We start from the raw sequence: 23,784 nt of genomic DNA, 5'->3' as shown, positions 1-23,784 counted from the left end.
ATGGCTTAGCCGCGCACGCGGTCGCGCTCGGACGTGTAGACACCCGACGACAGGTTGTTCCAAGCCGAGGACTCAGCCATCGACTTCATGGCGCTGTCGTGGATGCGCGCAAACAGCTCGTCACCCATATACTGGTCCAGAACTTCCTGGCTGGCCTTGCCGAACGCATCCCAAACGGGCTGCGGGAATTCCATGACCTTGACGCCCGCGGCCTGCAGGCGCGCCAGAGCTGCACCGTTATTGGCCAGGAATTGCGCCAGGTTCCACTGGTGGCATTCAGCTGCAGCGATTTCGATGATCTTCTGCTGCGCCGCGCTCAGGCTGTCATAAACCTCACGGTTGGTTGCCAGCGACAGACCCGCACCCGGCTCGTGGAAGCCCGCGGTGTAGTAGGTCTTGGTGATTTCCTGGAAGCCGGCCTTCTCGTCGGCCCAGGGACCGATCCATTCGGTTCCGTCAATCGCACCGGACGACAGCGCCTGATACACTTCCGAACCCGGAATGTTCTGCACCGACGCGCCCAGTTTGCCCAGCGCTTCGCCGCCCAGACCCGGCATACGGAATTTCAGACCGTTGAAATCTTCGGGGCTGTTGATCTCTTTCGAGAACCAGCCGCCCGCCTGCGCGCCAGTGTTACCAGCCAGGAAGGATTTCAGGCCGAAGATTTCGCCCAGCTCATCATGCAGCTGCATGCCGCCTGCGTGGTAGTACCAGTTCACCAGTTCCTGCGCGGTCATGCCGAACGGAACAGCGGTAAAGAACGCATAGCCCGGGTGCTGACCGACAAAGTAATAGTCTGCGGCATGATACATATCAGCCTGACCGGACGAGACAGCGTCAAACACTTCGAACGCGCCAACCAGTTCGCCGGCGGCTTTGATTTCGACGTTCAGGTTGCCATCCGACATGGTGGTGATGCTGTCGGCACAACGCTGCGCGCTGTCGAAAACGCCTGCAAGACCGCGGCCCCACGAGGTGACCATGGTCAGCGTGCGCTTGCCCTGCGCATAGGCGGGTGCCGCCAGTGTGGTGGCTGCAGCAGCCGATCCGCCCAGTGCTGACGTTTTCAGAAACTTACGACGATCCATATGAGTGATCCTCCCCTGTCATATTTATTGCCCGGTTCTGTCCCGGACCGATCGTTTCCAGTGCGCGACAGCCTAGTTGCACGCACATGAATGTGAATACCTACTACTACGTAGCCGAGAGGGTTTTTGGTGAAACAGCCTCGCAAATCGGGCCTGATTTACCTGCATTCCATCAAAACCCGGTGCCTGAACCGTCAGTTTGATCAATCTTTTTGCAATTTCCCCCTCGCTTGCGTATCGATTCGACCATGGGAGGATTCCGAAATCTGGTCTCGCTGACCTACGCGCAGAAGCTGTCGCTTGTCGCTGCAATACCGCTGATCGCAGCGGTGGCGGCGATTGCGCTGGTCGTTGCTTATGAATCCCGTGCAACGGCGGAAAGCGAGATACAAGCGCTCGAGCGTCGTCTGATCGAAGCCAAGAAGGACGAGCTGCGCAACTACGTCACGCAGGCGCGCAACGGGTTTGCCTATATTTACGGGCGCGCATCGCCGGATGACGAGGTAGCGCAGAACCTCGTCACGCAGATCCTGTCGGCGATGATCTACGGCAAGGACGGGTTCTTCTTTGTTTACGATTATGACGGGAATAATCTGGTCAGCCCGCGCCAGACCGAATTTATCAATCGCAACTGGGTCGGCCTGACGGACAGTGATGGCACCCCCATCGTCGACGAATTCATCAAACTCGCCCGTCAGGGGGCCGGTTGGCACAGCTTCATGTGGCAAAAGCCCTCGACCGGGGAAGAGGCGCAGATGATCGCCTATGTGGTCGGCCTGCAGGACTGGCGCTGGGTGGTGGGCACTGGCGTCTTCATCGACGATATCGTCGCCACCGTCGCCAATGCCCGCGCCGAGGTCGAGGCGCGTGTGCAGCGCACCTTCCTTTATATCGGCGGCATCGTTCTGGCCGCTGTGCTGATCGTCTTTGCCTCGGGCATGTTGCTGAATTTCCGCGAACGGCGGCTGGCTGACGCCAAGCTCAAGGAACTGACGCAGCGGGTGTTTGACGCGCAGGAAGAAGAACGGGGCCGCGTGGCGCGCGAGTTGCATGACGGCATCAGCCAGATCCTTGTCGGCGTCCGCTATGCGCTGGACAACGCCCGCCGCCGCCTGTCGCGTGGCGATGATGCAGGCGCACAGGACCCGCTTGAGAAAGGTATCGACAATCTGGGCACCGCGATCACCGAGGTCCGCCGCATCAGCCGCGACCTGCGCCCCGGTGTGCTGGACGATCTGGGCCTTGGCCCCGCGCTCAAGGCGCTGACGGATGATTTCCGCGAACGCACGGGCATCGAGACCGAATTCTCGACGGTGGTGTTCCGCAACCGGCTGGATCAGGACAGCAAGATCGCCCTCTACAGGATCGCTCAGGAGGCGCTGACCAATATCGAGCGTCACGCAGGCGCAACCCGTGTAACCATCGACCTGCGTGGACACAAGAAAGGGGCCACGATGCGCATAACCGATAATGGTCGCGGCCTGCGCAGCGAGCCGGTCGGTGCAAGCACCGGGATCGGGCTGCGCAACATGCAAGAACGTATCGAACAGCTTGACGGATCGCTCCGCATCCTATCTTCGCGCGGCCAGCGCAGCGGCACCGTGATCGAGGTCAGCCTGCCGCTCAGCCACCTGCTGCCGCCGCAGGAAGACGCAACACCAAAACGAAAGGCCGGTTCCCGATGACTGATACGATCCGGGTTCTCATTGTCGACGATCATCCCATGGTGGCCGAGGGCATCCAGTCGCTGCTGGAAAGCTATGACGAGATCGAGGTGGTCGGCACACTGTCGAACGGCCAAGAGGCAGCGGATCAGGCCGTACATCTGCAACCCGATGTGATCCTGATGGACCTAAATATGCCCGGCCTCAGCGGGCTGAGCGCCACCGAGATCATCCTCGAACGCCTGCCCGACACCCGCATCCTGATCCTGTCCATGCATGACAGCCCCGAATACATCTCGACCGCCCTCAGCCACGGGGCGAAGGGCTATGTGCTGAAGGACGTCCCCACGGAAGAAATCAAGCAGGCCATCGACGCCGTGATGCGCGGTGAGAGATACCTCTGCACCGGGGCCAGCGGCTCGCTGGAGCCCAAGGATGGCAACACGCGCGAGGCACTGACAGGTCGCGAGCAGACCATCCTGCTGGAACTGGCGCAGGGCAAATCCAACAAAGAGGTCGCGCAGGCGCTGGATATCTCGGTCCGCACGGTCGAGACCCACCGCAAGAACATCAAACGCAAGCTGGGCATTTCTTCCACCGCAGGCCTGACCCGCTATGCTTTGGAACATGGCGTCCTGCAGGGCACCAGCCCCGGGCTCTGACCGCAGCGCGGCACGCGCTGCCCGGCCCAACCGGAGGAGATGCGCCGAAGGCGCATTGACGACGGGCGGGAGAGCTACCCGCCGCCGCGCGGGCTGATGTCTTCTCCGAAAAACACCAGCGTCCCGTCCTCGTCGATAACATGGAACTCGCGCTGTTGATACGGCTGATTAAAGGGCGGTCGCACACGTCCTTCGGGCAGGTCGTCCAGACCCGGGCGCAAGCTTTCGAACAGGGCGTCGATACCCTTTACATCGATGTAGAAGGACTGATCATCCCCCAAAGCCCGCCCATCGGGGCGCGGCGGGCATTCCAGCAGCCGGATCGCCACCGGGCCATGGCGCAGAAAGGCATAATTGTCCTGCCGGAAAGTGCAATCGAAACCCAGTCGGTCGCAATAAAACGCAACCTGCGCGTCCAGCGAAGAACACAGGACAAATGACGTGAGTTGCACGATCTGCATCAACCGACCCTCCCCTGACCGATGCCCTCAGTCTAGCACAGTTCAGTCGATCAACTGATCCCCGCGCAACCCTTCGCGTTCATAATGGTGCGGCAATACCCGGCCATACAGCTGTCGGGTGCGCTCGACCCCGCCACACATGCCCTCGGTTTCGACGAATGAGAATATCCCGACATACCGCCGCCGCGGCCCCTTGACCGGCGCAACCCGGTGCAGCGAGTACCGGCCACGGAAAATCTGCAAGTCTCCGGGCTGCAGTTCCAGCGTACGCACCCGCCCCATGTTGCCATCCAGAACCGAGGCAACATCCGCAAAATTCTCATCCTCGGCGCTGCGCAGATTGGGCGCATATTGAAACGCCCCACCCTCTTGCCCATTCTGGATCGCCAGCGTGACCGTGTAATTGTTGGTGTCGAAATGCCAGGGAAAGCCCTGCCCTTCCTCGACCACATTTACGATTACATCGGCCAGCGGATCATCATAGCGGAAAAAGCGATCCTCGGGTTCCGCCAATGCCGCACGGATGAAGGGTAGAAACCCCTCGAATTCATAGATCCTCCGCAGGGGGCCATCCTTGGTGAAGTTATCGGCGGGAACAAAGGCGTTCGAGCGATCATAGAACCGACGCAACGGATGCCCGATGCCAAAGCGCGGGTCATCCTGCGTAAAATACGCGTTGGTCCGGTTGAAAGACCGATGCGCCTGCGGGGCGGTGGCTTCAGCCTCTCGCACCAGATGTTCCAGTCCGGCTTCATGCACGAAACCGGGCAGCACGGCGCATCCGTCCCGTTCCAGTTCGCGCCGTAGATCCTCGATCATCCGGTTATAGGCCCACGAATCCGGGCAATCGATCGGGTACCGCCCCAGATCCACCAGATCATGCAGCATCTCTGACCTCCGATAGTCATACGCCTCAGCCCAGCGTGACGCAGAGAATTAGTCTGATCATGCCCATTTCAGACACTTCGCTGACGCTTTCGGACATTCGCGCAGCACTCCGGGCGCGCCAAAATCAGCGCGGAATTCGCGGAAATTCCCAACGTGCGGCAAATTGCGCAACAATATGTCGCAAAATACCGCAATCAGGATAGAAAATTGGTGAGATTGCCTGTTGACGCCCCGGCGTGCCGCTCATAATGTCCCTGCACGCAAAGAAGGAGCCTCTGGCGATGAAAGCGCTAGTCGTAATCGTAGGAACCACGCGCATGGGCCGGTAACGGTAAACCATAATCGAACCCATGCGCCTCCGAAACTCTCGGGGGCTTTTTTTTGGCAAAACGCAAGACACATGTCGCGAACGGAGCAAAGCAGATGACACGTGAGATGACCGGCGCAAAGATGGTGGTTCAGGCCCTCAAGGATCAGGGCGTGGACACGGTATTCGGATATCCCGGCGGCGCCGTCCTGCCCATCTATGATGAGATCTTTCTGCAAAACGACATCCGTCACATTCTGGTGCGCCACGAACAGGGCGCGATCCACGCCGCCGAAGGCTATGCGCGGTCGACCGGCAAACCGGGCGTTGCCCTTGTGACCTCGGGGCCTGGTGCCACCAACGCGGTAACCGGGTTGACCGACGCGCTGCTCGACTCGATCCCGATCGTCGTTCTGACCGGTCAGGTGCCCACCTTCATGATCGGCTCGGACGCCTTTCAGGAGGCCGACACCGTCGGCATCACCCGCCCCTGCACCAAGCATAACTGGCTGGTCAAAGATACCAACTCGCTTGCCGCCAGACTGCACGAGGCGTTTCACGTCGCCACCTCGGGCCGCCCCGGTCCGGTTTTGATCGACATCCCCAAGGACGTGCAGTTTGCCACCGGCACCTATACAACACCCGAACCGTCGGCGTCGCATTACCAGCCGGTGCTCAAGGGCGAGTTGGAGGAAATCACCGAACTGGTGGCCGCGATGGAGACCGCTAAGAAGCCTGTATTCTACACAGGCGGCGGCGTGATCAATTCGGGCCCAGAGGCAAGCCGCCTGCTGCGCGAGCTGGTGGATGCGACCGGCTTTCCCATCACCTCGACCCTGATGGGGCTTGGGGCCTATCCGGCCTCAGGCAAGAACTGGTTGGGTATGTTGGGGATGCACGGCCTCTACGAGGCCAACATGGCGATGCATGACTGCGACCTGATGATCAACATCGGCGCGCGGTTCGACGACCGGATCACCGGGCGGATCGATGCGTTCTCGCCGAACTCGATCAAGGCGCATGTGGATATCGACCCGTCCTCGATCAACAAGGTGATCCGGGTGGACATTCCGATCGTGGGCGACGTGACCCATGTGCTGCAGGACATTCTGGCCGTGTGGACCGAGCGCGGGCGCAAGACCGAAGCCGCAGCTGTGGCCGAATGGCAGAAGCTGATCGCCGACTGGCGCAAGGTGGACTGCCTTGCCTTCACCAACAGCGAGAAGACGATCAAACCGCAATACGCGCTGCAGCGGCTGGAAGAACTGACCAAGGGGCATGACCGCTATATCACCACCGAAGTGGGCCAGCACCAGATGTGGGCGGCGCAGTATCTTGGGTTCGAAGACCCTAACCGCTGGATGACCTCGGGCGGGCTGGGCACGATGGGCTATGGTTTCCCGGCCTCGATCGGTGTGCAGATGGCCCACCCGGATGCCTTGGTGATCAACGTAGCGGGCGAGGCCTCGTGGTTGATGAATATGCAAGAGATGGGGACTGCGACGCAGTACCGCCTGCCGGTGAAACAGTTCATCCTGAACAACGAGCGCCTCGGCATGGTCCGCCAGTGGCAGGAGCTGCTGCATGGCGAGCGCTATTCGCATTCGTGGTCCGAGGCCCTGCCCGATTTCGTAAAACTGGCCGAGGCCTTCGGCGCCAAGGGCATCATGATCAGCGACCCCGCCGATCTGGACGACGCGATTATGGAGATGATCAATTACGACGGCCCGGTGATCTTCGACTGTCTGGTCGAGAAGCACGAGAACTGCTTCCCCATGATCCCGTCCGGCAAGGCCCACAACGAAATGCTTCTGGGCGAGGCCGAAACGCAGGGCGTGATTGATAGAAAGGGTTCGGTTTTGGTGTGAGTTGGATTGCCTTAATAATCAATGGATGGGTGCAGTCCCCTGCGCCCAAGCTCTCAAGGTCAAGATATGCTTAAGTCGACAGGCAATCGCTCAATCGCGCCGGATATCATTGATGATAGACTTCAGGCCTTTGGCCTCGAAGGCCGCTGGCGGTTGGTCTGGTTGATCCTCGTCTATCTCTATGCCTTATCCGTCGTCTGGCTTTATCTTACGCTGCTAACGAACGTTCTCCATGATCGTCCGACCTTTAACAATGATTTCAGGATTTTTTGGGCCGCCGCCCGCATTGCGTTGACAGATGGTCCGTTGTCCACGTTCAGCGTGGACAGAATTATCGAAGTTAACGGCGTTATTGATGAAGGCTGGATGCCCTGGTCTTATCCTCCGGCGTTTTTGGTCGCCGTACTTCCTTTGGGCGCGCTATCTTTCCCGACGGCATGGGTGGTTTTTACTGCCGTTTCAGTCATCGCCATATTCATCGCGATGCGGCCGCTCTCTGGCGGTCGGAGATCCATCTGGCTGGCATTCTCGTGCGCCCCCGCGTTCCTGCCTGCCTTTTTCATGGGGCAAACCAGCATACTCTGGACCGCGGGTTTGATTGCGGCGCTCACTGCCCTGCACGGCGGACGACCGGTGCTGGCAGGCTTTCTGATCGGCCTACTTACACTGAAACCACAACTCGGTATCCTCATTCCGGTCGCGCTTCTCGCCATCGGTACCTGGCGGACGATCCTTGCAGCCAGCATCACAACAATAGCGATCTCTCTGCTCGCGACCTTGATTGTCGGCTTTGACTATTGGCCCGCGCTTCGCGCGATGATGCATGAACATTTCATGGTGCTCAGCAGGACAATCGCCGATGAGGGGCGAATGGCCAGCGCCTTTTCGATCCTTGCAGGCCTTGGCTTGCCAATCACTTCTGCCCTAACGATCCAGTGGTGTATTACCATTTTGGCGGCAGCAGCGATCGCTGTTACATGGCGAAGCAAGACGATTGAATTCGATCTGAAGGCTGCGGTTCTGTGCACCGGCATCATGCTCTCGACACCGTACCTATGGCACTACGAAACAGCTCTTCTCGCTCCGATTGCTATCTATCTGGTAAGAGCCGGAGTTTTAGGGGCTAACTTACCCAGCCGCCTCATCGTACTTCTGATGTGGCTTGGCCTTGGTCCCGCGCTGGTTCTGATAATTTTTGGGGCCTCCCCATCATTGCGCTATGCGTTTGTACCGGCCATGCTGGCTTCAATAGCTGTTTGTACGAAAGCCGTATACGTCCGACTTAACGCATCCTGTTCAACGGTCAGTAATCTTTAGGAAAATCCATGACCCCGCTAAACATCGTCAAAGGCTCCTCCCGCCATTCCGCCTATAACCTGCGCCCGACCTTTTCGGACGTTCAGGAACAACACACAATCGCCGTTCTGGTCGAAAACGAACCGGGCGTTCTGGCCCGTGTGATCGGGCTGTTCTCGGGGCGTGGCTATAACATCGACAGCCTGACCGTGGCCGAGGTGGACCACACCGGGCATCTCAGCCGGATCACCATCGTCACCACCGGCACGCCGCAGGTGATCGAACAGATCAAGGCACAGTTGGGGCGTATTGTCTCGGTGCGGGATGTGCACGATCTGACGGTCGAGGGCTCGTCGGTCGAGCGTGAGCTGGCGATCATGAAAGTGGTCGGCGAAGGCGACAAGCGGGTCGAAGCGCTGCGTCTGGCCGATATCTTCCGCGCCAATGTGGTCGACAGCACGCTGAACTCGTTCATCTTCGAGATCACCGGCGTACCCGATAAAATCGACGCCTTTGCCGATCTGATGCGCCCGCTGGGGCTTGTCGAAGTCGCCCGTACCGGTGTAGCCGCGCTGCTGCGCGGCGATTGAGCGTAATTCGCAGCCGCTCTGGCACCTTGCAGCCAGAGCGGGCTGATGATCTTGTGCCATCCCCGCGTCTGACTGGACGATATTCATACAATAACCGCAAAAAGATCACGCAAATCGGCGTAAACCCTATTGATTTTGTCACCGGGCACGCTAGCGTCTGAGCCGTAGCGGAGCCGACGAGGGTCTCTGTTAGGGTCACCTTTACGATTTCTGCCTGACGTTCGGCCTTTTTTGGGGCCGCTGCGACTATGTTTCCCTGCAATACCACTCACGACCGGGACAAACATGGCCGACACATTTCGCAGCCCCGCCGAGTTGCGCAGCATGTTCGGGGCGAACCTGCGTCAGCTTGCGCGGCGATACCCGTCCGTCGCGGCGCTTTGCCGCCAGTTGGGGATAAACCGCACCCAGTTCAACCGCTATCTGTCAGGCGAAAGCTTTCCGCGCCCGGATGTTCTGGACCGCATCTGCCGGTTCTTCGGGGTCGACGCCCGTATCCTGCTGAAACCGCTGGACGAAATTGCGCCGCCTCAGGATCATCCCGCATCCGAGACAATTGATCGCTTTCTGGCAGCCAAGTCCGAGACACCGATCGAGCCCGGCTTCTATCACGCCGAGGAAACCGGCACGGGCCTGCACCGGCTGTTCTTCATGCGGCAGATCCAACACTGTACCCTACTGCGCGCATATGAGCCGCGACCTCTGATGCAGGAAACCCCCGCCCCCACGCGCGAGATTCAGGGGTTTGTCTCGCATACCAACGGGCAGATTTGCGCCCTGATGTCCCGGCGGGGCGGGCTTGATTGCCGGATGATGGTGGCGACCCCAACCCCTGACACCCCCGAACCAAACTGGTCCGGTTATCTGATCAGTCTTCCGCGCGCCGCAGGTACCGGCGCGGATGTGCAAGAACTGGAACTGCGATATCTGGGCCGCGACCTGCCCGCAGCCCTGCGACTGGCCCGCGCAATGCCTCGCTCACCGGTCCATATGCCCGCGCAGATGTGACCGAAGTGTCGCTGTGAGAAAAGCCGAAGTCGCGGAATTGAAAGTCAGCCCCACTGTGCCGTGGCTAGGCTGGTTCCCAACTCAGGAGGACCACATGACCAGCACCCCAACCAATCTGTCAGCCGTCCGCCAGCCCATCGAGACCGCTCTGGGCCTGCCCAACGCGCATTATACCGACCCCGCCCATCACGCCGAAGAGGCCAGCGCCCTGATGCTGGACGGCTGGGCCGGCCTTGCCGCAACGGCAGACGTGCCCGAACCCGGCGACGCGGTGCCGCTGCAGTTCATGGGCATCCCCTTGCTCCTGCTGCGGGACAGGTCGGGACAGGTGCGCGTGTTTCAGAACATCTGCCGCCATCGCGGCATGATCCTGGTGGAAGAACCACGCAAGATCGAAGGGGCCATCCGCTGCCCCTATCACAGCTGGTGCTATTCGACCGAAGGCCAACTGGTTGCAACCCCGCATGTGGGCGGCCCCGGCCAGAACGCACATGAGCGGGTGAACCGGTCCGAGCTTGGCCTGATCGAGGTGCGCAGCCATATCTGGCGCGAGCTGGTCTGGATCAACGTCTCGGGCACGGCCCCCGCCTTTGAAGAGGCCAACGCCGCCCTGATCGCGCGTTGGGCCGAGTTCGAGAAGCCGCTGTTTCACGGCGGTGCCGACAGCAGCTTCCGCCTTGATGTGAACTGCAACTGGAAACTGGCGGTCGAGAATTACTGCGAAAGCTATCACCTGCCCTGGGTGCATCCGGGCCTGAACAGCTATTCCCGGCTGGAAGATCACTATCACATCCAGGAACCCGGCCTGTTCTCGGGTCAGGGGACGCTGGTCTATCGGCAACTGACAGCCGAGGATGGCACCGTCTTCCCCGACTTCGCGGGGCTTAGCGCAAAATGGGACACCGCCGCTGAATACATCGCGGCCTTTCCCAACGTGCTGCTCGGCGTCCACCGCGATCACGCCTTCGCCATCATCCTGCGCCCCGAGGCGCTGGACCAGACCTCGGAACATATTCACCTGTTTTATGCGGTGGCCGACACCGACGACGATCTGCGCGCGCGCAACACCGCCCAGTGGAAGGAGGTCTTTGAAGAGGATGTCTTTGTCGTCGAAGGGATGCAGCGCGGCCGCGCTGCCCCGGGTTTTGATGGCGGGCGGTTTTCTCCGGCCATGGACGGGCCGACCCACCTGTTCCACGACTGGGTGGCAGGCCGCCTGCAGGCCCATCGCGCCCGACCGGCGGCGGAATGAACGATCTGGACGCGCGGCTCAGACAGGCGCATCAAGCCGCAGACACCGCCGCGCTGGCCGATCTGTATCGGCAGGCGGCGGATGCGGCACGGGATGAAGATACCGCCGCGTTCTTCCTGACCCACGCCTATATCCACGCGCTCGAGGCGAACCTGCCCGCCGCCGCCCCTCTGCGCCAGCGCCTGATCGACATGGGGCGCGAGGTTCGGCAGCCCTGACTACACAGATGGCTGCTGCGCCGCCTCGGCCCCGCCATCTCCGGTGATCAGCCGGTAGAGGTGCCAACTGCCATGGCCCAGCAGGGGCAGCGTCACAAACAGCCCTAAAAACCACGGGATCAGCGCCACAAAGGTCACAACCGCGATGAAAGCCCCCCACCCCAGCATCACCGCCTTGTTGGCATTCACGTAAGCAAAGCTCGAGATCATCGCCGTTACGAAATCCAGCTCACGGTCCAGCAGCATCGGAATGGACAGCACCGTGATCATATAGAGCAGCACGGCAAATACCGCGCCGACAACCGTTCCCACGGCCAGCATCGTCAGCCCGTTGAGGGTCAGGAACACCTCGAACGAAGACGAGATATTGGTCATCGTCGTCAAGCCCAGAAACAGGGCAAAGATCATATGGCCGAGGAAGAACCAGAACAGGAACATAACCACGATGATCGCACAGATCGACGGCAACTGCCGGCGGCTCTGCTGGATCACAACACCGAAAATCGCGCCGAAATCCAGCGGCTCCTGCTGTTCCAGACGGTGCGATACCTCATAGAGACCAACGGCCGCAAAAGGTCCGATCAGCGGAAAGCCGATGGCAGCCAATACCAGCCAGAACGAGGTGCCGGTCTGCAACGTAACCCAGGCCATGATCCAGCCCCCCAGCACGTAAAAGCCCGCAAACAGCAGCCCAAACAGCGGCGCGCGGCGGAAATCATGCCAAGCCCGCCGCAGGGCCTCTTTCAACATCGCCGTATCGGCAGGCTTCAGCGTTGGCACACCAAAGGGTTTGTCCATCTCTGTCTCTCCTCCCCAGGCCCCTGCTCTAAAGGGCCGGTCTTTTCTGCGGCCACTCTGTTTCCACGTGATAGGCCGCGCCAATCGCCAGCAATAGTCCGTCTGATCCACGCGGGCCAAACAGTTGCAGCCCCATTGGCAAACCATCGGCACCGAACCCCGCAGGCGCCGCCAGACAGGGCAGGCCAAGCAGGCTGACCGGTGTCGTCACCTGCATCCAGCGGTGATAGCTGTCCATCGCCTGCCCCGCGATCTCGGTCGGGTAAGGCAGTTCGATCCCGAAGGGCCAGACCTGCGCTGCAGGCAGGATCAGCGCGTCATAGGCCTCAAACACCTCGGCCGCCCGCCGGAACCAGTCCGACCTAATGACGCTGGCCCGGTGCACCTCCATCGCACTCAGCGCCTGCCCCCGATCCAACTCCCACTGGGCGCTGTCCTTCAACGCGGCCTTCTGATCCACCAGCGGCTCCAGCCCCGCCGCCACACTCCAGGATCGCAGGGTGGTCCAGCTGTTCCAGATCAGGTCAGCGGAAAAGGGCGGTGCAACAGGTTCGACCTGCGCCCCAAGCCCCTCGAAAACCTTCAACGCGCGCTCGCAGAGATCACCAATCCCCTCTGCATACGGAAATGCCCCGCCCCAATCGCCCAGCCACCCGATCCGTACCCCCGAAAGGTCAACGGGCCGGACCGGAGCGACATCAGCAACCGGCCCGCTCAAAGGCATCCTCGGATCAGGGCCCGATATCACATCCAGCAATATGCCAAGGTCAGCCGGGCTGCGCGCCATGGGCCCCAGGGTCGAAAGCTGATGCAGGAAACTGTCCCCGGCAGGCTCGGCCGGGACCCGCCCCCAACTGGGCCTGAATCCGTAGACATTGTTCCAGGCGGCCGGGTTGCGCAGGCTTCCCATCATGTCCGACCCGTCGGCCAGCGCCAGCATTCCCGTCGCCAGCGCCACCGCCGCCCCGCCCGACGATCCGCCACAGGACCGGGACAGATCATAGGGATTGCACGTCGCGCCATAGACGGGGTTGAACGTATGCGACCCCAGCCCGAATTCCGGCGTGTTGGTCTTGCCGATGATGATCGCCCCCGCCGCTCGCAAACGCGCCGCGATCAGGTCATCGGACCCCGGAACATGATCCTTGAACAAAGGCGACCCCTGCGTCGAACGAACCCCCGCCACATTCACCAGATCCTTGACCGCAACAGGCAGACCACGCAGGGCACCACGGCGCGGCCCGGCATCCATGGCCCGGGCCTCGGCCATCAGCTCATCCTCGCCCCGCAAGGCCACAATCGCATTGACCCGACCATTGACCGCACCGATCCGGTCCAATGTCGCCTGCATCAGCGCCTCGGCTGAAAGCCGTCCATCAGCCAGCCCGCCCAACAGGTCTTCGGCAGAGAATTCACTCAAATTCATCAAGGTTCCAAACCGATACGCCACCGCCTCTTGCAACCCAGCCTAGCCAAGCCAAGACAGCAATTAAACCCACTGTTTGAATGTATCTTTTCCCGCGCCCACCCGCGCAACGGGATCCCGCTTCATCTGGCCAAAAATATCCCGGGGGAGTCGCGGCCCGCCGCGACGGGGGCAGAGCCCCCGGCGACCTCAGTCGCCCTGCGCCTCGGACCGGGATTTCCCCGCAACGTCCAGCGCCAGCGTCGCCGCCATGAACCCATCCAGATCCCCGTCCAACACCCCTTTGGTGTCCGAGGTCTCATGATTAGTCCGCAAATCCTTCACCATCTGGTAGGGCTGCAGCACGTAAGACCGGATCTGGTTGCCCCAACCCGCGTCGCCCTTGGCCTCATGCGCCGCGTTGATATCGGCATTCCGGCGGTCCAGTTCTTGCTGATACAGGCGCGATTTCAGTGCCTTCATGGCAATGTCGCGGTTCTGGTGCTGCGATTTCTCGGAACTCGTCACCACGATGCCAGTGGGGATGTGCGTGATCCGCACCGCCGAGTCCGTCGTGTTCACGTGCTGCCCCCCGGCCCCCGAAGACCGGTAGGTGTCGATGCGAATATCCGAGGGGTTCACCTCGATCTCGATATTGTCGTCCACCACCGGATAGACCCAGACCGAACTAAACGAGGTATGCCGCTTGGCCGCCGAGTCATAAGGCGAGATTCGCACCAGCCGATGCACGCCACTCTCGGATTTCAACCAACCATAAGCATTGTGCCCGGAAATCTTGTACGCGGCAGACTTGATCCCCGCCTCTTCTCCCGCCGTCTCGGACTGCAGCTCGACGGTATAGCCCTTCTTCTCGGCCCAACGCACATACATCCGCGCCAGCATCGAGGCCCAGTCGCAGCTCTCGGTCCCCCCTGCGCCCGAGTTGATTTCGAGGAAGGTGTCATTGCCATCCGCCTCACCGTCCAGCAGCGCCTCAAGCTCTTTCTTGGCGGCCTTCGCGCCAAGCGCCTTGATGGCCGCTTCGGCATCTTGAACGACCTCTTCGTCCTCTTCCATCTCACCCAGTTCGATCAGCTCGATATTGTCGCTCAGATCGGTTTTGATCGTCTCGTAGGTCTCAATGGCATCGACCAGCATCTGCCGTTCGCGCATCAGCTTCTGCGCGTTCTCGGGATTGTCCCACAGGTTCGGGTCCTCGACGCGTGCGTTGAACTCCTCCAACCGGTGCGGCGCGGTTTCATAGTCCATGCGCTGCGCCAGCAGCTCCAGCGACTTTTCGATTTCCGCCACGATGTTCTGGGTTTCGGCGCGCATGGTCTTGTCCCAACTTGCTCAATCAGGCCTGCGTGATAGCAAGAGGTGCAAGCCACCACAAGACGGGCAGGATCGGAATGCAGAGCACTGCGGAAAAGATAGCAGATGAATGGGGTCTGAGCCTTCTGGCGCAGGTCGCCGATACCGGTCACGCGCGGGTCTGGAAGGTTCAGACAGCCGATGGTTACGCCGCCCTGAAGCTCTATCGCAGGGCGGATCGAGGGAATGAGGCTGCGGGGACGAAGCTGCTCAGCCTATGGCAGGGTCGCGGCTCGGTTCGGGTTCTGGCCGAAACCGCAGATGCGGTGCTGATGGACTGGCTCGAGGGGCCGTCCTTGGGCGATCTGGCGCGAGGAGGTCAGCCCAATACGGCCCTGACAACTCTGGCCGAAACAGCGCAGCGCCTGCATCGCGCGCCGGTTGTGCAGACAACGGGCCTCAAGCCGCTGCAGCAGGTCTTCGACCCGATCTTCGCAATCCGCTTCTCACCGAAATGCAACCCGCAACTGCAGCATGACATGGCCCGGGCGATCGCTCTGGCACGCACCCTGCTGGACAGTCAGCCCGTCGCCGTCCCGCTGCACGGCGATCTGCACCCCGACAACGTCATCCAAACGGCCCAAGGCCCTCGGGTCATCGATGCCAAAGGCTATCTGGGCGATCCCGCGTTCGAGCTTGCCAACGCTCTGCGCCACCCCAAGGGCATGGCCGCGCTGGCGCGGCAACGCAGCCAGATCGAACGATGCCTGAAACTTTACGCCAGCGCGATGCGCGTAGACGTGAACCGGCTGACCCAATGGGCCGCCGCAAAATGCGCGCTGTCGATCTTTTGGCGCGCCGAAGGCCTGATCGAGACCGACCGTGAGGCCGATCTGCTGCACCTGTTCCTAAAGATCGCGGATCAATAAAGCCCGCCGCCCTGCAGATCGCCCTGACTGGCGTTGGGCCCAACGGTGATCGTGTTCCCGGTCGAGGTCGTCACCTGACGCCCGCCACGGGTCACTTCCTCGAACAGCGGCAATTCCGATCCAACAGCGAACCCACCATCGTAAACCCGGTCGATAAAGCCATCGACGCCATCGCGGAAATACTCGGCCACAACATATTCGCCGCTGGCATCCTCGGGCAGACGCGCGCCGCTGAACCGGTCGATCTTGATGAAATGCCCACCCGGAGGCACTTCGAACGGGCCACCGCCGTACTTCTCGACCGCTTTCTCCATGAAGCTCTGGAAGACAGGGCCGCACATCGTGCCGCCATAAGCCCCCCGCCCCATCGGGCGCGGGCGGTCGTAGCCGATATAGCAACCTGCCACGATGTTCGAGGTGAAGCCGATGAACCACGCATCCTTGGATTCGTTGGTCGTCCCGGTCTTACCCGCTGTCGGCACCGGCAGCTTGACATGGGCCGAGGCCGTGCCGCGATCGACCACGCCTTTCATCATCGAGGTCAACTGATAGGCCGTAATCGCATCCATCACCTGACTGCGGTCGGTGATGATCTGCGGCGCCTCATCGGGTTCCAGCCAGCTTGAATTGCAATCCAGACATTGCCGGTCATCGTGGCGATAGATCGTCTTGCCGTACCGGTCCTGAATCCGGTCAACCAGCGTCGGCTCAACCCGTTCACCCCCATTGGCAAACATCGCGTAGGCAGCAACCATCTTGTAGAGCGTCGTTTCCTCGGACCCCAGCGAGTTCGCCAGGAATGCCCCCATCCGGTCATAGACGCCAAAGCGTTCGGCATAGCCCGCGACAACGGGCATCGTGACCTCTTGCGCCAGACGGATGGTCATCAGGTTACGCGACTGTTCGATCCCGGTACGCAGCGGTGTGGGACCATAGAATTTGTTCGACGAATTCTTCGGCCGCCATAGGCCCTGCGGTGTGTTCACCTCAATCGGCGCGTCCACAACGATGGTCGCGGGGCTGTAACCGCTGTCCAAAGCTGCGGCATAGACGAAGGGCTTAAAGCTCGACCCGGGCTGACGCTGCGCCTGCGTGGCGCGGTTGAACACCGTGTCCTGATAAGAGAACCCGCCCTGCATCGCCAGAACACGACCAGAGTTCACGTCCATCGCAACAAAGCCACCTTGCACTTCGGGCACCTGACGGGCGGACCATTGCCCTTCTTCGCCTTCCATCACAAGGATTACGTCACCACGTTTGAAGTTGGCCGCAAAGTCGCCCTGCATCCACTGGATGTCCGAGCGTGGAATGGTGCCGTCCGCCGGGCCGTCTTCGATCCCGACAGTCAGAGATTGATCACCCACGTTCAGCACGACCGCAGGATACCACTGCGTCGGCAACACCACATCACGCGGGATTTCCATGACCGCCAGCGCCTCGCGCCATTGCGCCTCATCCGCCAGCTTTTCTTCGGCGATCACCTCTCCGGTGCCGCGCCAGCGCCCGCGTGAGCGGTCGTATTTCTGCAGCGCGGTCCGCAGGGCCTTGGCGGCTTCGACCTGCATCTCTTCATCCACCGAGGCGCGCACGGTGAAGCCACCTGTAAAGAACTCTCCCTCGCCGAAATCCTCGCTCAGCTGACGGCGGATTTCGTCGGTGAAATAGTCGCGCGGCGGCAAAGCCGTGCGGAAGCTTTCAAAGTCACCATTCTGGACCGAGCGCAGCGGTGCATCGACCTCGGCCTCATAGGTCGCCTGGTCAATATACCCGTTCTGCTGCATCTCGCGCAGCACATAGTTGCGGCGGGCCAGCAGGCGCTCTTTTTGCCGAACGGGGTGATAATCCGACGGGGCCTTGGGCATCGCGGCAAGCGTCGCGGCCTCATGCGGGGCCAGTTCCTGCAGCGTTTTGTTGAAATAGGTCTGCGCCGCCGCAGTCACCCCATAAGAGTTCTGGCCCAGAAAGATCTCGTTCATGTAAAGCTCGAGGATCTGTTCCTTGTCCAGCGTATCCTCAAGGCGGGTGGCGAGGATGATCTCTTTGATCTTACGCTCGGCCCGGCGGTCGCCGGACAGCAGGAAGTTCTTCATCACCTGCTGGGTAATGGTCGACGCCCCGCGCACGTTTGCGCCCTTGGACTTCACCGCCTCAACCCCGGCTGCGACGATGCCGCGCGGATCGTATCCCTGATGGGTATAGAAATTCTTGTCTTCCGCCGAAATGAACGCCTGCTTCACCAGATCGGGAATTTCTTCGGACGGGGTGAACAGGCGGCGTTCCTGCGCGAACTCGTCGATCAATTGACCTTCGCCCGAATAAATCCTGCTGATCGTGGGGGGCTTATATTGCGCCAGCGACTCGTGGCTGGGCAGGTCGCGGCCATACATCCAGAACACCGCGCCGACAACCAGCGCGGCCATGAAGATACCCAAGGTCACGAGGCTGAAGATCGCCCCGAAAAACGAAAGAATAAACCGGATCACGTTACTGCCTTTTACTCGCGGTGCCGCCTATATAGGGACGCGCCTGCCCCGGGTCAAAACACGAAAGCCTACAATGGCCGTTTTGCGCCGCTGCGTTATTGCCCCACCAGCGCGCGTTTCACCAGATCGTCCTGCCGCCAGCCCTCAAGCCCCTGCGCCAGCCCCCGCGCCATCGCTGCGCGCCAATCGGGGTCTTGAATGTTCTTCAGATCACGCGGGCTGGACAGAAACCCAAGCTCCACCAGTACCGAGGGGATATCCGCCGCCTTGAGCACCGAGAACGATCCGGTGCGGATCGGGCGGCTGTTCATCGGCCCGCCCTGCTGCGCCATGCCGTCAGCCAGCGCCCGCGCCAGAGCGTTGGTGCGCGGCCTCGTTTCCTGCCGCGCCATGTCCAGCAGCACGTCGGCCACCTGATCGTCGGACCCGCTCAGATCAATCCCGGCGATCAGGTCGCCCCGGTCATGCCGCTCGGCCAGTTTCTGGCTGGCGACGTCCGAGGCCTCATCGGCCAGCGTATAGACCGCAGCCCCATGCGCGCGCCCTTCGGACAGCGAATCCGCGTGGAGTGAGATAAACACATCCGCCCCCGCCCGATGCGCCAGCGCGATGCGGCGTTCAAGGCTGACGAACTGGTCATCCACCCGCGTCATCACCACCTCGTACCCGCCCGCGCGCAGCAGCATCTCGCGCAGTTCACGTGCGAAAGTCAGCATCAGGGTTTTTTCATCGGTGCCGGGAACTTCGGCCCCCGGATCAATGCCACCATGACCGGGGTCCAACATCACGCGCAGGGTCCGGTTGTCGCGCGGCTTTTCGGCCTCGGGCGTGACCGCCGGTTCGGGCAAATCCCAGCCGGGCTGGCGCGGCGCGCCCGCGCTGGCGGCAAAGCTGTCGAAATCGGTGCCCATCAGATGCAGCGACAGATGCGCGGCCCCGGTGGCCTCATCCACGCGCAGATCGGCGGTTTCGATGGCCAAGGGCGCGCCCAGTTCCAGCACCAGCCGCGACCAGCCGGGCACATAGGTCCCGAACTGCACGCCGCTGATCCGGTTGGTTTGCAAAAAGCGCTGACGGTCAAGCCCGGTCCAGTCGACCTCCTGAAAATCCAGAACCATGCGATAGGGATCGCGCAGGGTGAAGACGCGATAAGGCACCCCCTGGCTAAGGCCAAGATCGACCCGCACGCCCGACCGGCCCGCATCGGTGATCCGGCTTTGATCCGGCAGCACCCGCGCAAGCGCGCTGAAGTCATGCGCGAATGCTGCGCCGGTCAGCGCCCAGATCAGGGCGAGTGCATAGAAAATCCTGCTCATGGCCTCAAGTTTTCCCGAGATCGTTTGGCCGGTACTCTACCCGACCAACGCCGTTTTGTGAACGCCCTAGACCGGCGCGGCAATCGCCCCGCGCTCGACCATGAAACGCTGCAGGCGGGCCAGGCCCTCTTCGATATCCGCCGTCGCGCGCGCATAAGAAAACCGCAGCGTCGTGTGCCCGCGCACGGGATCGAAATCCAACCCCGGGGTGACCGCGACACCAGCCTTGTCCAGAATCTCGGCCGCAAAGGCGCGGCTGTCGTTGGTCAGGTCCGAGACATCGGCATAGACATAAAACGCCCCATCGGGCGGCGCGATATTGGTGAACCCGGCCTTGGGCAACCCGTCCAGCATCAGCGCGCGGTTGCGGCGATAGACGTCCAGATTGGCCTGCAGTTCCGTGTCGCAAACCATCGCGGCCAGCGCCGCCACCTGACTGGCATGGGGCGCGCAGATGAACATATTCTGCGCAATCCGCTCGACCACACGCACCTGATCCTCGGGCACCACCATCCAGCCAACCCGCCAGCCGGTCATCGAGAAATACTTGGAGAATGAGTTGATCACATAGCACTCATCCGTCAGTTCCAGCGCGGTGACGGCTTTGGCTTCATATTCCAGCCCGTGATAAATCTCGTCGCTGATGAACGAGGCCCCCTGCACCTGTGCCGCTTCGATCAGCGCGCCCATCGCGGCGCGATCCAGCATCGTGCCAGTGGGATTGGCGGGCGAAGCGACCATCAGGCCCTGCAGGTCCAGACCGGCGAAATCGGCAGGCACCGGCTGCAACCGGTTTTCCGGCGCGGTGAGCAAGTCAACGGGCACCAACCCCAGCGCCTTGAGGATCTGCCGATAAGACGGATAGCCCGGCGCGCCGATGCCGACACGGTCGCCACTGTCGAACAGAGCGGTGAAGGTCAGCAGGAACCCGCCCGACGAGCCGGGGGTGATCACCACGCGCTCGGGGTTCAGATCGACATTATACCACTCGCCATACAGCCGCGCGATGCGCTGGCGCAGCGCGGGCAGGCCCAAAGCCACCGTATAGCCCAGTGGCCCCTGCTCCATGGCCTTCGCCAGCGCGGCGGTTGCGCCTTTGGGCGCGCCGGTTCCGGGCTGGCCGACTTCCATGTGGATGATGTGGCGACCGCCATCCTCGGCCTTGCGGGCGGCCTCCATCACGTCCATCACAATGAACGGGTCGACCCCGGACCGGGTTGAGTTTCTCATGCCCATCTCCCATGTTGCGGCCATGGCTTTTGAACGCGTATCCCGGCTGGCGTCAATCCCGGCCCTGATGCTGGCTGCGGTGCTGTGGCTGGCGGCAAGCGCACAGGCCAGCGCCCAGAACCTGATCCGCGACCCCGATATCGAGCACGGCCTGCGCGAACTGGCCTTTCCGATCCTGCGCGCCGCCGGGCTGAACACCAACCGCGTGCGGATTCTGGTGGTCAATGACAGCACGTTCAACGCCTTCGTCATCGACTACAACACCATCTACGTGAACTATGGTCTGATCCTGTCGGTCGACTCGCCCGAGATGCTGCAGGCCGTCATCGCACATGAGGCCGCCCATATCGCCAATGGCCACCTTGCCCGGCGGGCCGAGAACCTGCGTGCGGCCCAACGCAACGCCCAGTTCGGCACCGCATTAGCCCTGATCGTCGCCGCGGCGGGCGGAGGCGAAGCCGCCGCCGGCATCGCCGCTGGCACCTCGGGCTCGGCGCTGCGCAGCTTTCTGGGGCACACGCGTGCCGAAGAGGCCTCGGCCGATCGCAGCGCGGCCAGCTATCTGCGGTGGGCGGGTATCTCTCCACGCGGGATGGTCAACCTGCACCGCAAATTCGCCGGTCAGGAATTGCTGAGTCAGGCCAATCAGGATCCCTATATGCGTTCGCACCCCACCAGCCGCGAACGCCTGCGCGCCGCTGAACAGTTTCTGGATGAGTTCGGCGACAAGGCCCAGCAGAACGCCAATGCCGATTATTGGTTCGCGCGGGTCAAGGGCAAACTGTCGGCCTGGCTGCGCGCGCCCGGCTGGACCCTGCGCCGCGCGGTCGAGGAAACCGACCCCGGCATCCGCCTGATGCGCGAGGCTTCGGCCCATCACCAGAACCGCGATCTGACCCGCGCCCGCGCCGCTATCGACAAGGCCCTTGAAATCCGGCCCGACGATCCATTCTTCTATGAATTGAAAGGCCAGATCCTGCTGGAAAACCGCCGTCTGAAAGAAGCGGTTGCAGCTTACAGCACAGCTGTTGATATGGCCCCGAATGACTCGCTGATTTTGGCCGGGTACGGGCGGGCCCTGCTGGCGGATGGGCAAACGAAGGACGCCTTGCAAGCGCTTGAAAAAGCACGTGCAAGGGACTACCGAAATGCCCGGTTGATGCAGGACCTTGGCGCGGCGTATGCGCAGGTTGGGAATAATGGTATGGCCTCGGCGGTCACCGCAGAACGATATGCCTTGCATGGTCGGCTGGATGATGCAGGTATCCACGCAAGACGCGCCCTTGGGCAACTGCCCGAGGGGTCTCCGGGGTGGCAACGGGCGCAGGATGTGCTGATTGCCTCGGAACGGGCGAAGAAACAGAAAAGGAAACGGAAATGATCCTCAGACATGCTGCAACCGCCCTTCTGGGGCTTTCCATGCTTGCCGCTCCGGCGCACGCGCTGGACCTGAACGCCATGAGCGACGCCGAGCGGGCCGAATTCGGTGCGCAGGTGCGTGAATACCTGCTGGAAAATCCCGAAGTGATCATCGAAGCGATCAACATTCTGGAAGAACGCAACGCCGTCGCCGAGGCTGCTGCTGACAAAGAACTGGTCGCCGCCAACGCGGACGCGTTGTTCAACGACGGCTACAGCTGGGTGGGCGGCAACCCGGACGGAGACATCACTTTGGTCGAGTTCATGGACTATCGCTGCGGCTATTGCCGCCGCGCGGTGCCCGAAGTGGCCGAATTGCTGGCCGCAGATGGCAATATCCGGCTGGTGATCAAGGAATTGCCCATTCTGGGCGACGCCTCGGTCGTATCGTCGCGCTTTGCCATCGCGACAAAACAGGTGGCCGGGGACGATGCCTATAAGCAGGTCCATGACGCCCTGCTGGAGTTCAGCGGCGAACCTTCCGAGGTGACCCTGCGCCGGATCTCAGACGGTCTGGGTCTGGACAGCGACGCCATCGTGGCGGCGATGGGCAGCGATGAGGTGACCGCAGAAATCGCCCAGACCCGCCAACTGGCTCAGCGCATGCGAATTTCGGGAACACCTTCGTTCGTTCTGGGCACTGAGATGTTGCGCGGATTCCTGCCCGCCGATCAGATGCAACAGATCGCAGATAGTGTTCGGGCCGAACAAGGATAAGCGTAGAGGCGGCAGAGCCGCCCTCGACATACGCTGTTCTGAGATTTGGCGGCCCTTCCTTTTACGGCCGCCAGAGTTCACATTTATTCTATTGCCGGTTTCTACTGCAACGAAGGGTATAGGTAGGTCTTTGGGCGTGCCCTTAGACACAGGAATCGCATTCTGAACTGGCAAAAAATTGCCGGGAGCTTACGTCGCTCTTTTCATCATCATTAAGATCGCATTAAAACTTCGTTACCACTCAAACCGACACCGAAGTTTCTTGCTAAACCGCGTTCGCAAAACGAATCCGAATTGGCCGCGCCTGCACGGCAACGCCCGCGTTGCAATTGCGCTGGGGCTTTCAATTCTTGTATCAGCCTGCGCTCAAAGCCCGAACGAAACAGATCTCGATCCTGAACTTCAGGCGGTAGCCCTACAGGAAGTCTCAAGAAAACATGCCCGGGGGCAACGCGTATGGTGTGTGCCTTATGCACGAGACCTCAGCGGCATCGAGATTCGCGGCAACGCCAAAGACTGGTGGGGAAAGGCGCGCAATATCTTTGAGCGGGGCAATGAACCAGTTGTGGGTTCAGTGATGTCGTTTCGGGCAACCCGAGGAATGCCCCTGGGCCATGTGGCTGTTGTATCCGACATTGTCACTGAGCGGGAGGTTGTCATCAACCACGCCAATTGGCACCGCAACAAAGTGTCGTTGAAAATGGGCGTTAAGGACGTGTCTAAAAACAACGATTGGACACTGGTCCGCGTAGAGAGCCGGCCGGGGCAATATGGCAGCTCCTACCCTGTGAACGGATTCATCTATCCGAATTTCGGCGAGTAACAATGGCTGTGTTCACGTTCAAACCGGAACACTGACATAGGCCTGCAG

At 61.3% G+C, this 23,784-nt stretch carries 21 protein-coding genes; 12 read left to right on the top strand and 9 right to left on the bottom strand.

The features are described from left to right. Window positions 1-5 precede the first annotated feature (5 nt). On the bottom strand, window positions 6-1,088 hold the full coding sequence (locus ACR1XV_RS03080) for a TRAP transporter substrate-binding protein (RefSeq protein ID WP_480528828.1): 1,083 nt from the start codon (window positions 1,086-1,088) through the stop codon (window positions 6-8). A 248-nt stretch (window positions 1,089-1,336) separates the two neighbouring features. On the opposite strand from ACR1XV_RS03080, the gene ACR1XV_RS03075 reads away from it, so the two are divergent. Both ACR1XV_RS03075 and ACR1XV_RS03070 read left to right on the top strand, forming a co-directional pair. Continuing rightward, a complete protein-coding gene (locus ACR1XV_RS03075) occupies window positions 1,337-2,773 on the top strand; it encodes a cache domain-containing protein (protein WP_480528827.1) in 1,437 nt (478 codons plus the stop codon). Then, a complete protein-coding gene (locus tag ACR1XV_RS03070) occupies window positions 2,770-3,414 on the top strand; it encodes a response regulator transcription factor (RefSeq protein WP_480528826.1) in 645 nt (214 codons plus the stop codon). The genes ACR1XV_RS03075 and ACR1XV_RS03070 overlap by 4 nt, the downstream gene beginning before the upstream one ends. Before the next feature lie 74 nt (window positions 3,415-3,488). On the opposite strand, the gene ACR1XV_RS03065 is transcribed toward ACR1XV_RS03070, so the two are convergent. Both ACR1XV_RS03065 and ACR1XV_RS03060 read right to left on the bottom strand, forming a co-directional pair. Beyond that, the gene (locus ACR1XV_RS03065; RefSeq protein ID WP_480528825.1) at window positions 3,489-3,875 is read right to left on the bottom strand and encodes a bleomycin resistance protein; all 387 of its coding nucleotides are present in this window, start codon (window positions 3,873-3,875) and stop codon (window positions 3,489-3,491) included. A 42-nt stretch (window positions 3,876-3,917) separates the two neighbouring features. Beyond that, window positions 3,918-4,763, bottom strand: a complete 846-nt coding sequence (locus tag ACR1XV_RS03060) for a HalD/BesD family halogenase (RefSeq protein WP_480528824.1) — start codon at window positions 4,761-4,763, stop codon at window positions 3,918-3,920. A 423-nt stretch (window positions 4,764-5,186) separates the two neighbouring features. On the opposite strand from ACR1XV_RS03060, the gene ACR1XV_RS03055 reads away from it, so the two are divergent. The 6 genes from ACR1XV_RS03055 to ACR1XV_RS03030 all read left to right on the top strand — a co-directional run bounded on the left by ACR1XV_RS03055 (window position 5,187) and on the right by ACR1XV_RS03030 (window position 11,302). Continuing rightward, entirely contained in the window at window positions 5,187-6,938 is a 1,752-nt protein-coding gene (locus tag ACR1XV_RS03055; protein WP_480528823.1) for an acetolactate synthase 3 large subunit, read from the top strand. Window positions 6,939-7,004: 66 nt separating this feature from the next. Further along, window positions 7,005-8,255, top strand: a complete 1,251-nt coding sequence (locus ACR1XV_RS03050; protein WP_480528822.1) for a glycosyltransferase family 87 protein — start codon at window positions 7,005-7,007, stop codon at window positions 8,253-8,255. 8 nt (window positions 8,256-8,263) lie between these two features. After that, window positions 8,264-8,824: an acetolactate synthase small subunit gene (gene ilvN, locus ACR1XV_RS03045; protein WP_480528821.1), complete on the top strand. Its 561-nt coding sequence runs from the start codon at window positions 8,264-8,266 to the stop codon at window positions 8,822-8,824. Window positions 8,825-9,109: 285 nt separating this feature from the next. Then, on the top strand, window positions 9,110-9,832 hold the full coding sequence (locus tag ACR1XV_RS03040; RefSeq protein ID WP_480528820.1) for a helix-turn-helix domain-containing protein: 723 nt from the start codon (window positions 9,110-9,112) through the stop codon (window positions 9,830-9,832). Between the two features lie 94 nt (window positions 9,833-9,926). Further along, window positions 9,927-11,084 (top strand): aromatic ring-hydroxylating oxygenase subunit alpha, encoded by a 1,158-nt coding sequence (locus ACR1XV_RS03035; protein ID WP_480528819.1) that lies wholly within the window; start codon window positions 9,927-9,929, stop codon window positions 11,082-11,084. Then, window positions 11,081-11,302 (top strand): hypothetical protein, encoded by a 222-nt coding sequence (locus tag ACR1XV_RS03030; RefSeq protein ID WP_480528818.1) that lies wholly within the window; start codon window positions 11,081-11,083, stop codon window positions 11,300-11,302. The genes ACR1XV_RS03035 and ACR1XV_RS03030 overlap by 4 nt, the downstream gene beginning before the upstream one ends. Here ACR1XV_RS03030 and ACR1XV_RS03025 read toward each other — a convergent pair whose 3' ends face one another. The 3 genes from ACR1XV_RS03025 to prfB all read right to left on the bottom strand — a co-directional run bounded on the left by ACR1XV_RS03025 (window position 11,303) and on the right by prfB (window position 14,840). Continuing rightward, window positions 11,303-12,100 carry a DUF2189 domain-containing protein gene (locus ACR1XV_RS03025; RefSeq protein WP_480528816.1) on the bottom strand — a complete coding sequence of 266 codons (798 nt, stop codon included), beginning with the start codon at window positions 12,098-12,100 and terminating at the stop codon, window positions 11,303-11,305. Between the two features lie 28 nt (window positions 12,101-12,128). After that, entirely contained in the window at window positions 12,129-13,526 is a 1,398-nt protein-coding gene (locus tag ACR1XV_RS03020; protein ID WP_480528815.1) for an amidase, read from the bottom strand. A 189-nt stretch (window positions 13,527-13,715) separates the two neighbouring features. Next, the gene (gene prfB, locus ACR1XV_RS03015) at window positions 13,716-14,840 is read right to left on the bottom strand and encodes a peptide chain release factor 2 (RefSeq protein WP_480528814.1); all 1,125 of its coding nucleotides are present in this window, start codon (window positions 14,838-14,840) and stop codon (window positions 13,716-13,718) included. Between the two features lie 77 nt (window positions 14,841-14,917). Here prfB and ACR1XV_RS03010 point away from each other — a divergent pair, with 77 nt between their 5' ends. Further along, complete coding sequence (locus tag ACR1XV_RS03010; protein WP_480528813.1) at window positions 14,918-15,748, top strand: aminoglycoside phosphotransferase family protein; 831 nt, start codon at window positions 14,918-14,920, stop codon at window positions 15,746-15,748. On the opposite strand, the gene ACR1XV_RS03005 is transcribed toward ACR1XV_RS03010, so the two are convergent. The 3 genes from ACR1XV_RS03005 to ACR1XV_RS02995 all read right to left on the bottom strand — a co-directional run bounded on the left by ACR1XV_RS03005 (window position 15,742) and on the right by ACR1XV_RS02995 (window position 20,777). Then, window positions 15,742-18,231 carry a penicillin-binding protein 1A gene (locus ACR1XV_RS03005; RefSeq protein WP_480528812.1) on the bottom strand — a complete coding sequence of 830 codons (2,490 nt, stop codon included), beginning with the start codon at window positions 18,229-18,231 and terminating at the stop codon, window positions 15,742-15,744. The genes ACR1XV_RS03010 and ACR1XV_RS03005 overlap by 7 nt on opposite strands. A gap of 95 nt (window positions 18,232-18,326) precedes the next feature. Beyond that, window positions 18,327-19,547 (bottom strand): N-acetylmuramoyl-L-alanine amidase, encoded by a 1,221-nt coding sequence (locus ACR1XV_RS03000; RefSeq protein WP_480528811.1) that lies wholly within the window; start codon window positions 19,545-19,547, stop codon window positions 18,327-18,329. A gap of 66 nt (window positions 19,548-19,613) precedes the next feature. Next, entirely contained in the window at window positions 19,614-20,777 is a 1,164-nt protein-coding gene (locus ACR1XV_RS02995) for a pyridoxal phosphate-dependent aminotransferase (RefSeq protein ID WP_480528810.1), read from the bottom strand. On the opposite strand from ACR1XV_RS02995, the gene ACR1XV_RS02990 reads away from it, so the two are divergent. The 3 genes from ACR1XV_RS02990 to ACR1XV_RS02980 all read left to right on the top strand — a co-directional run bounded on the left by ACR1XV_RS02990 (window position 20,776) and on the right by ACR1XV_RS02980 (window position 23,736). Continuing rightward, complete coding sequence (locus ACR1XV_RS02990; RefSeq protein ID WP_480528808.1) at window positions 20,776-22,158, top strand: M48 family metalloprotease; 1,383 nt, start codon at window positions 20,776-20,778, stop codon at window positions 22,156-22,158. The genes ACR1XV_RS02995 and ACR1XV_RS02990 overlap by 2 nt on opposite strands. Further along, window positions 22,155-22,913 (top strand): DsbA family protein, encoded by a 759-nt coding sequence (locus ACR1XV_RS02985; protein ID WP_480528807.1) that lies wholly within the window; start codon window positions 22,155-22,157, stop codon window positions 22,911-22,913. The genes ACR1XV_RS02990 and ACR1XV_RS02985 overlap by 4 nt, the downstream gene beginning before the upstream one ends. Before the next feature lie 262 nt (window positions 22,914-23,175). Beyond that, window positions 23,176-23,736 carry a CHAP domain-containing protein gene (locus ACR1XV_RS02980; protein WP_480528806.1) on the top strand — a complete coding sequence of 187 codons (561 nt, stop codon included), beginning with the start codon at window positions 23,176-23,178 and terminating at the stop codon, window positions 23,734-23,736. Window positions 23,737-23,784: the final 48 nt, after the last annotated feature.

The organism is Ruegeria sp. AD2(2025), from assembly GCF_056542385.1.
The sequence above is the reverse complement of the archived record's forward strand: the minus strand, read 5'-3'. Positions and strand labels throughout refer to the sequence as shown.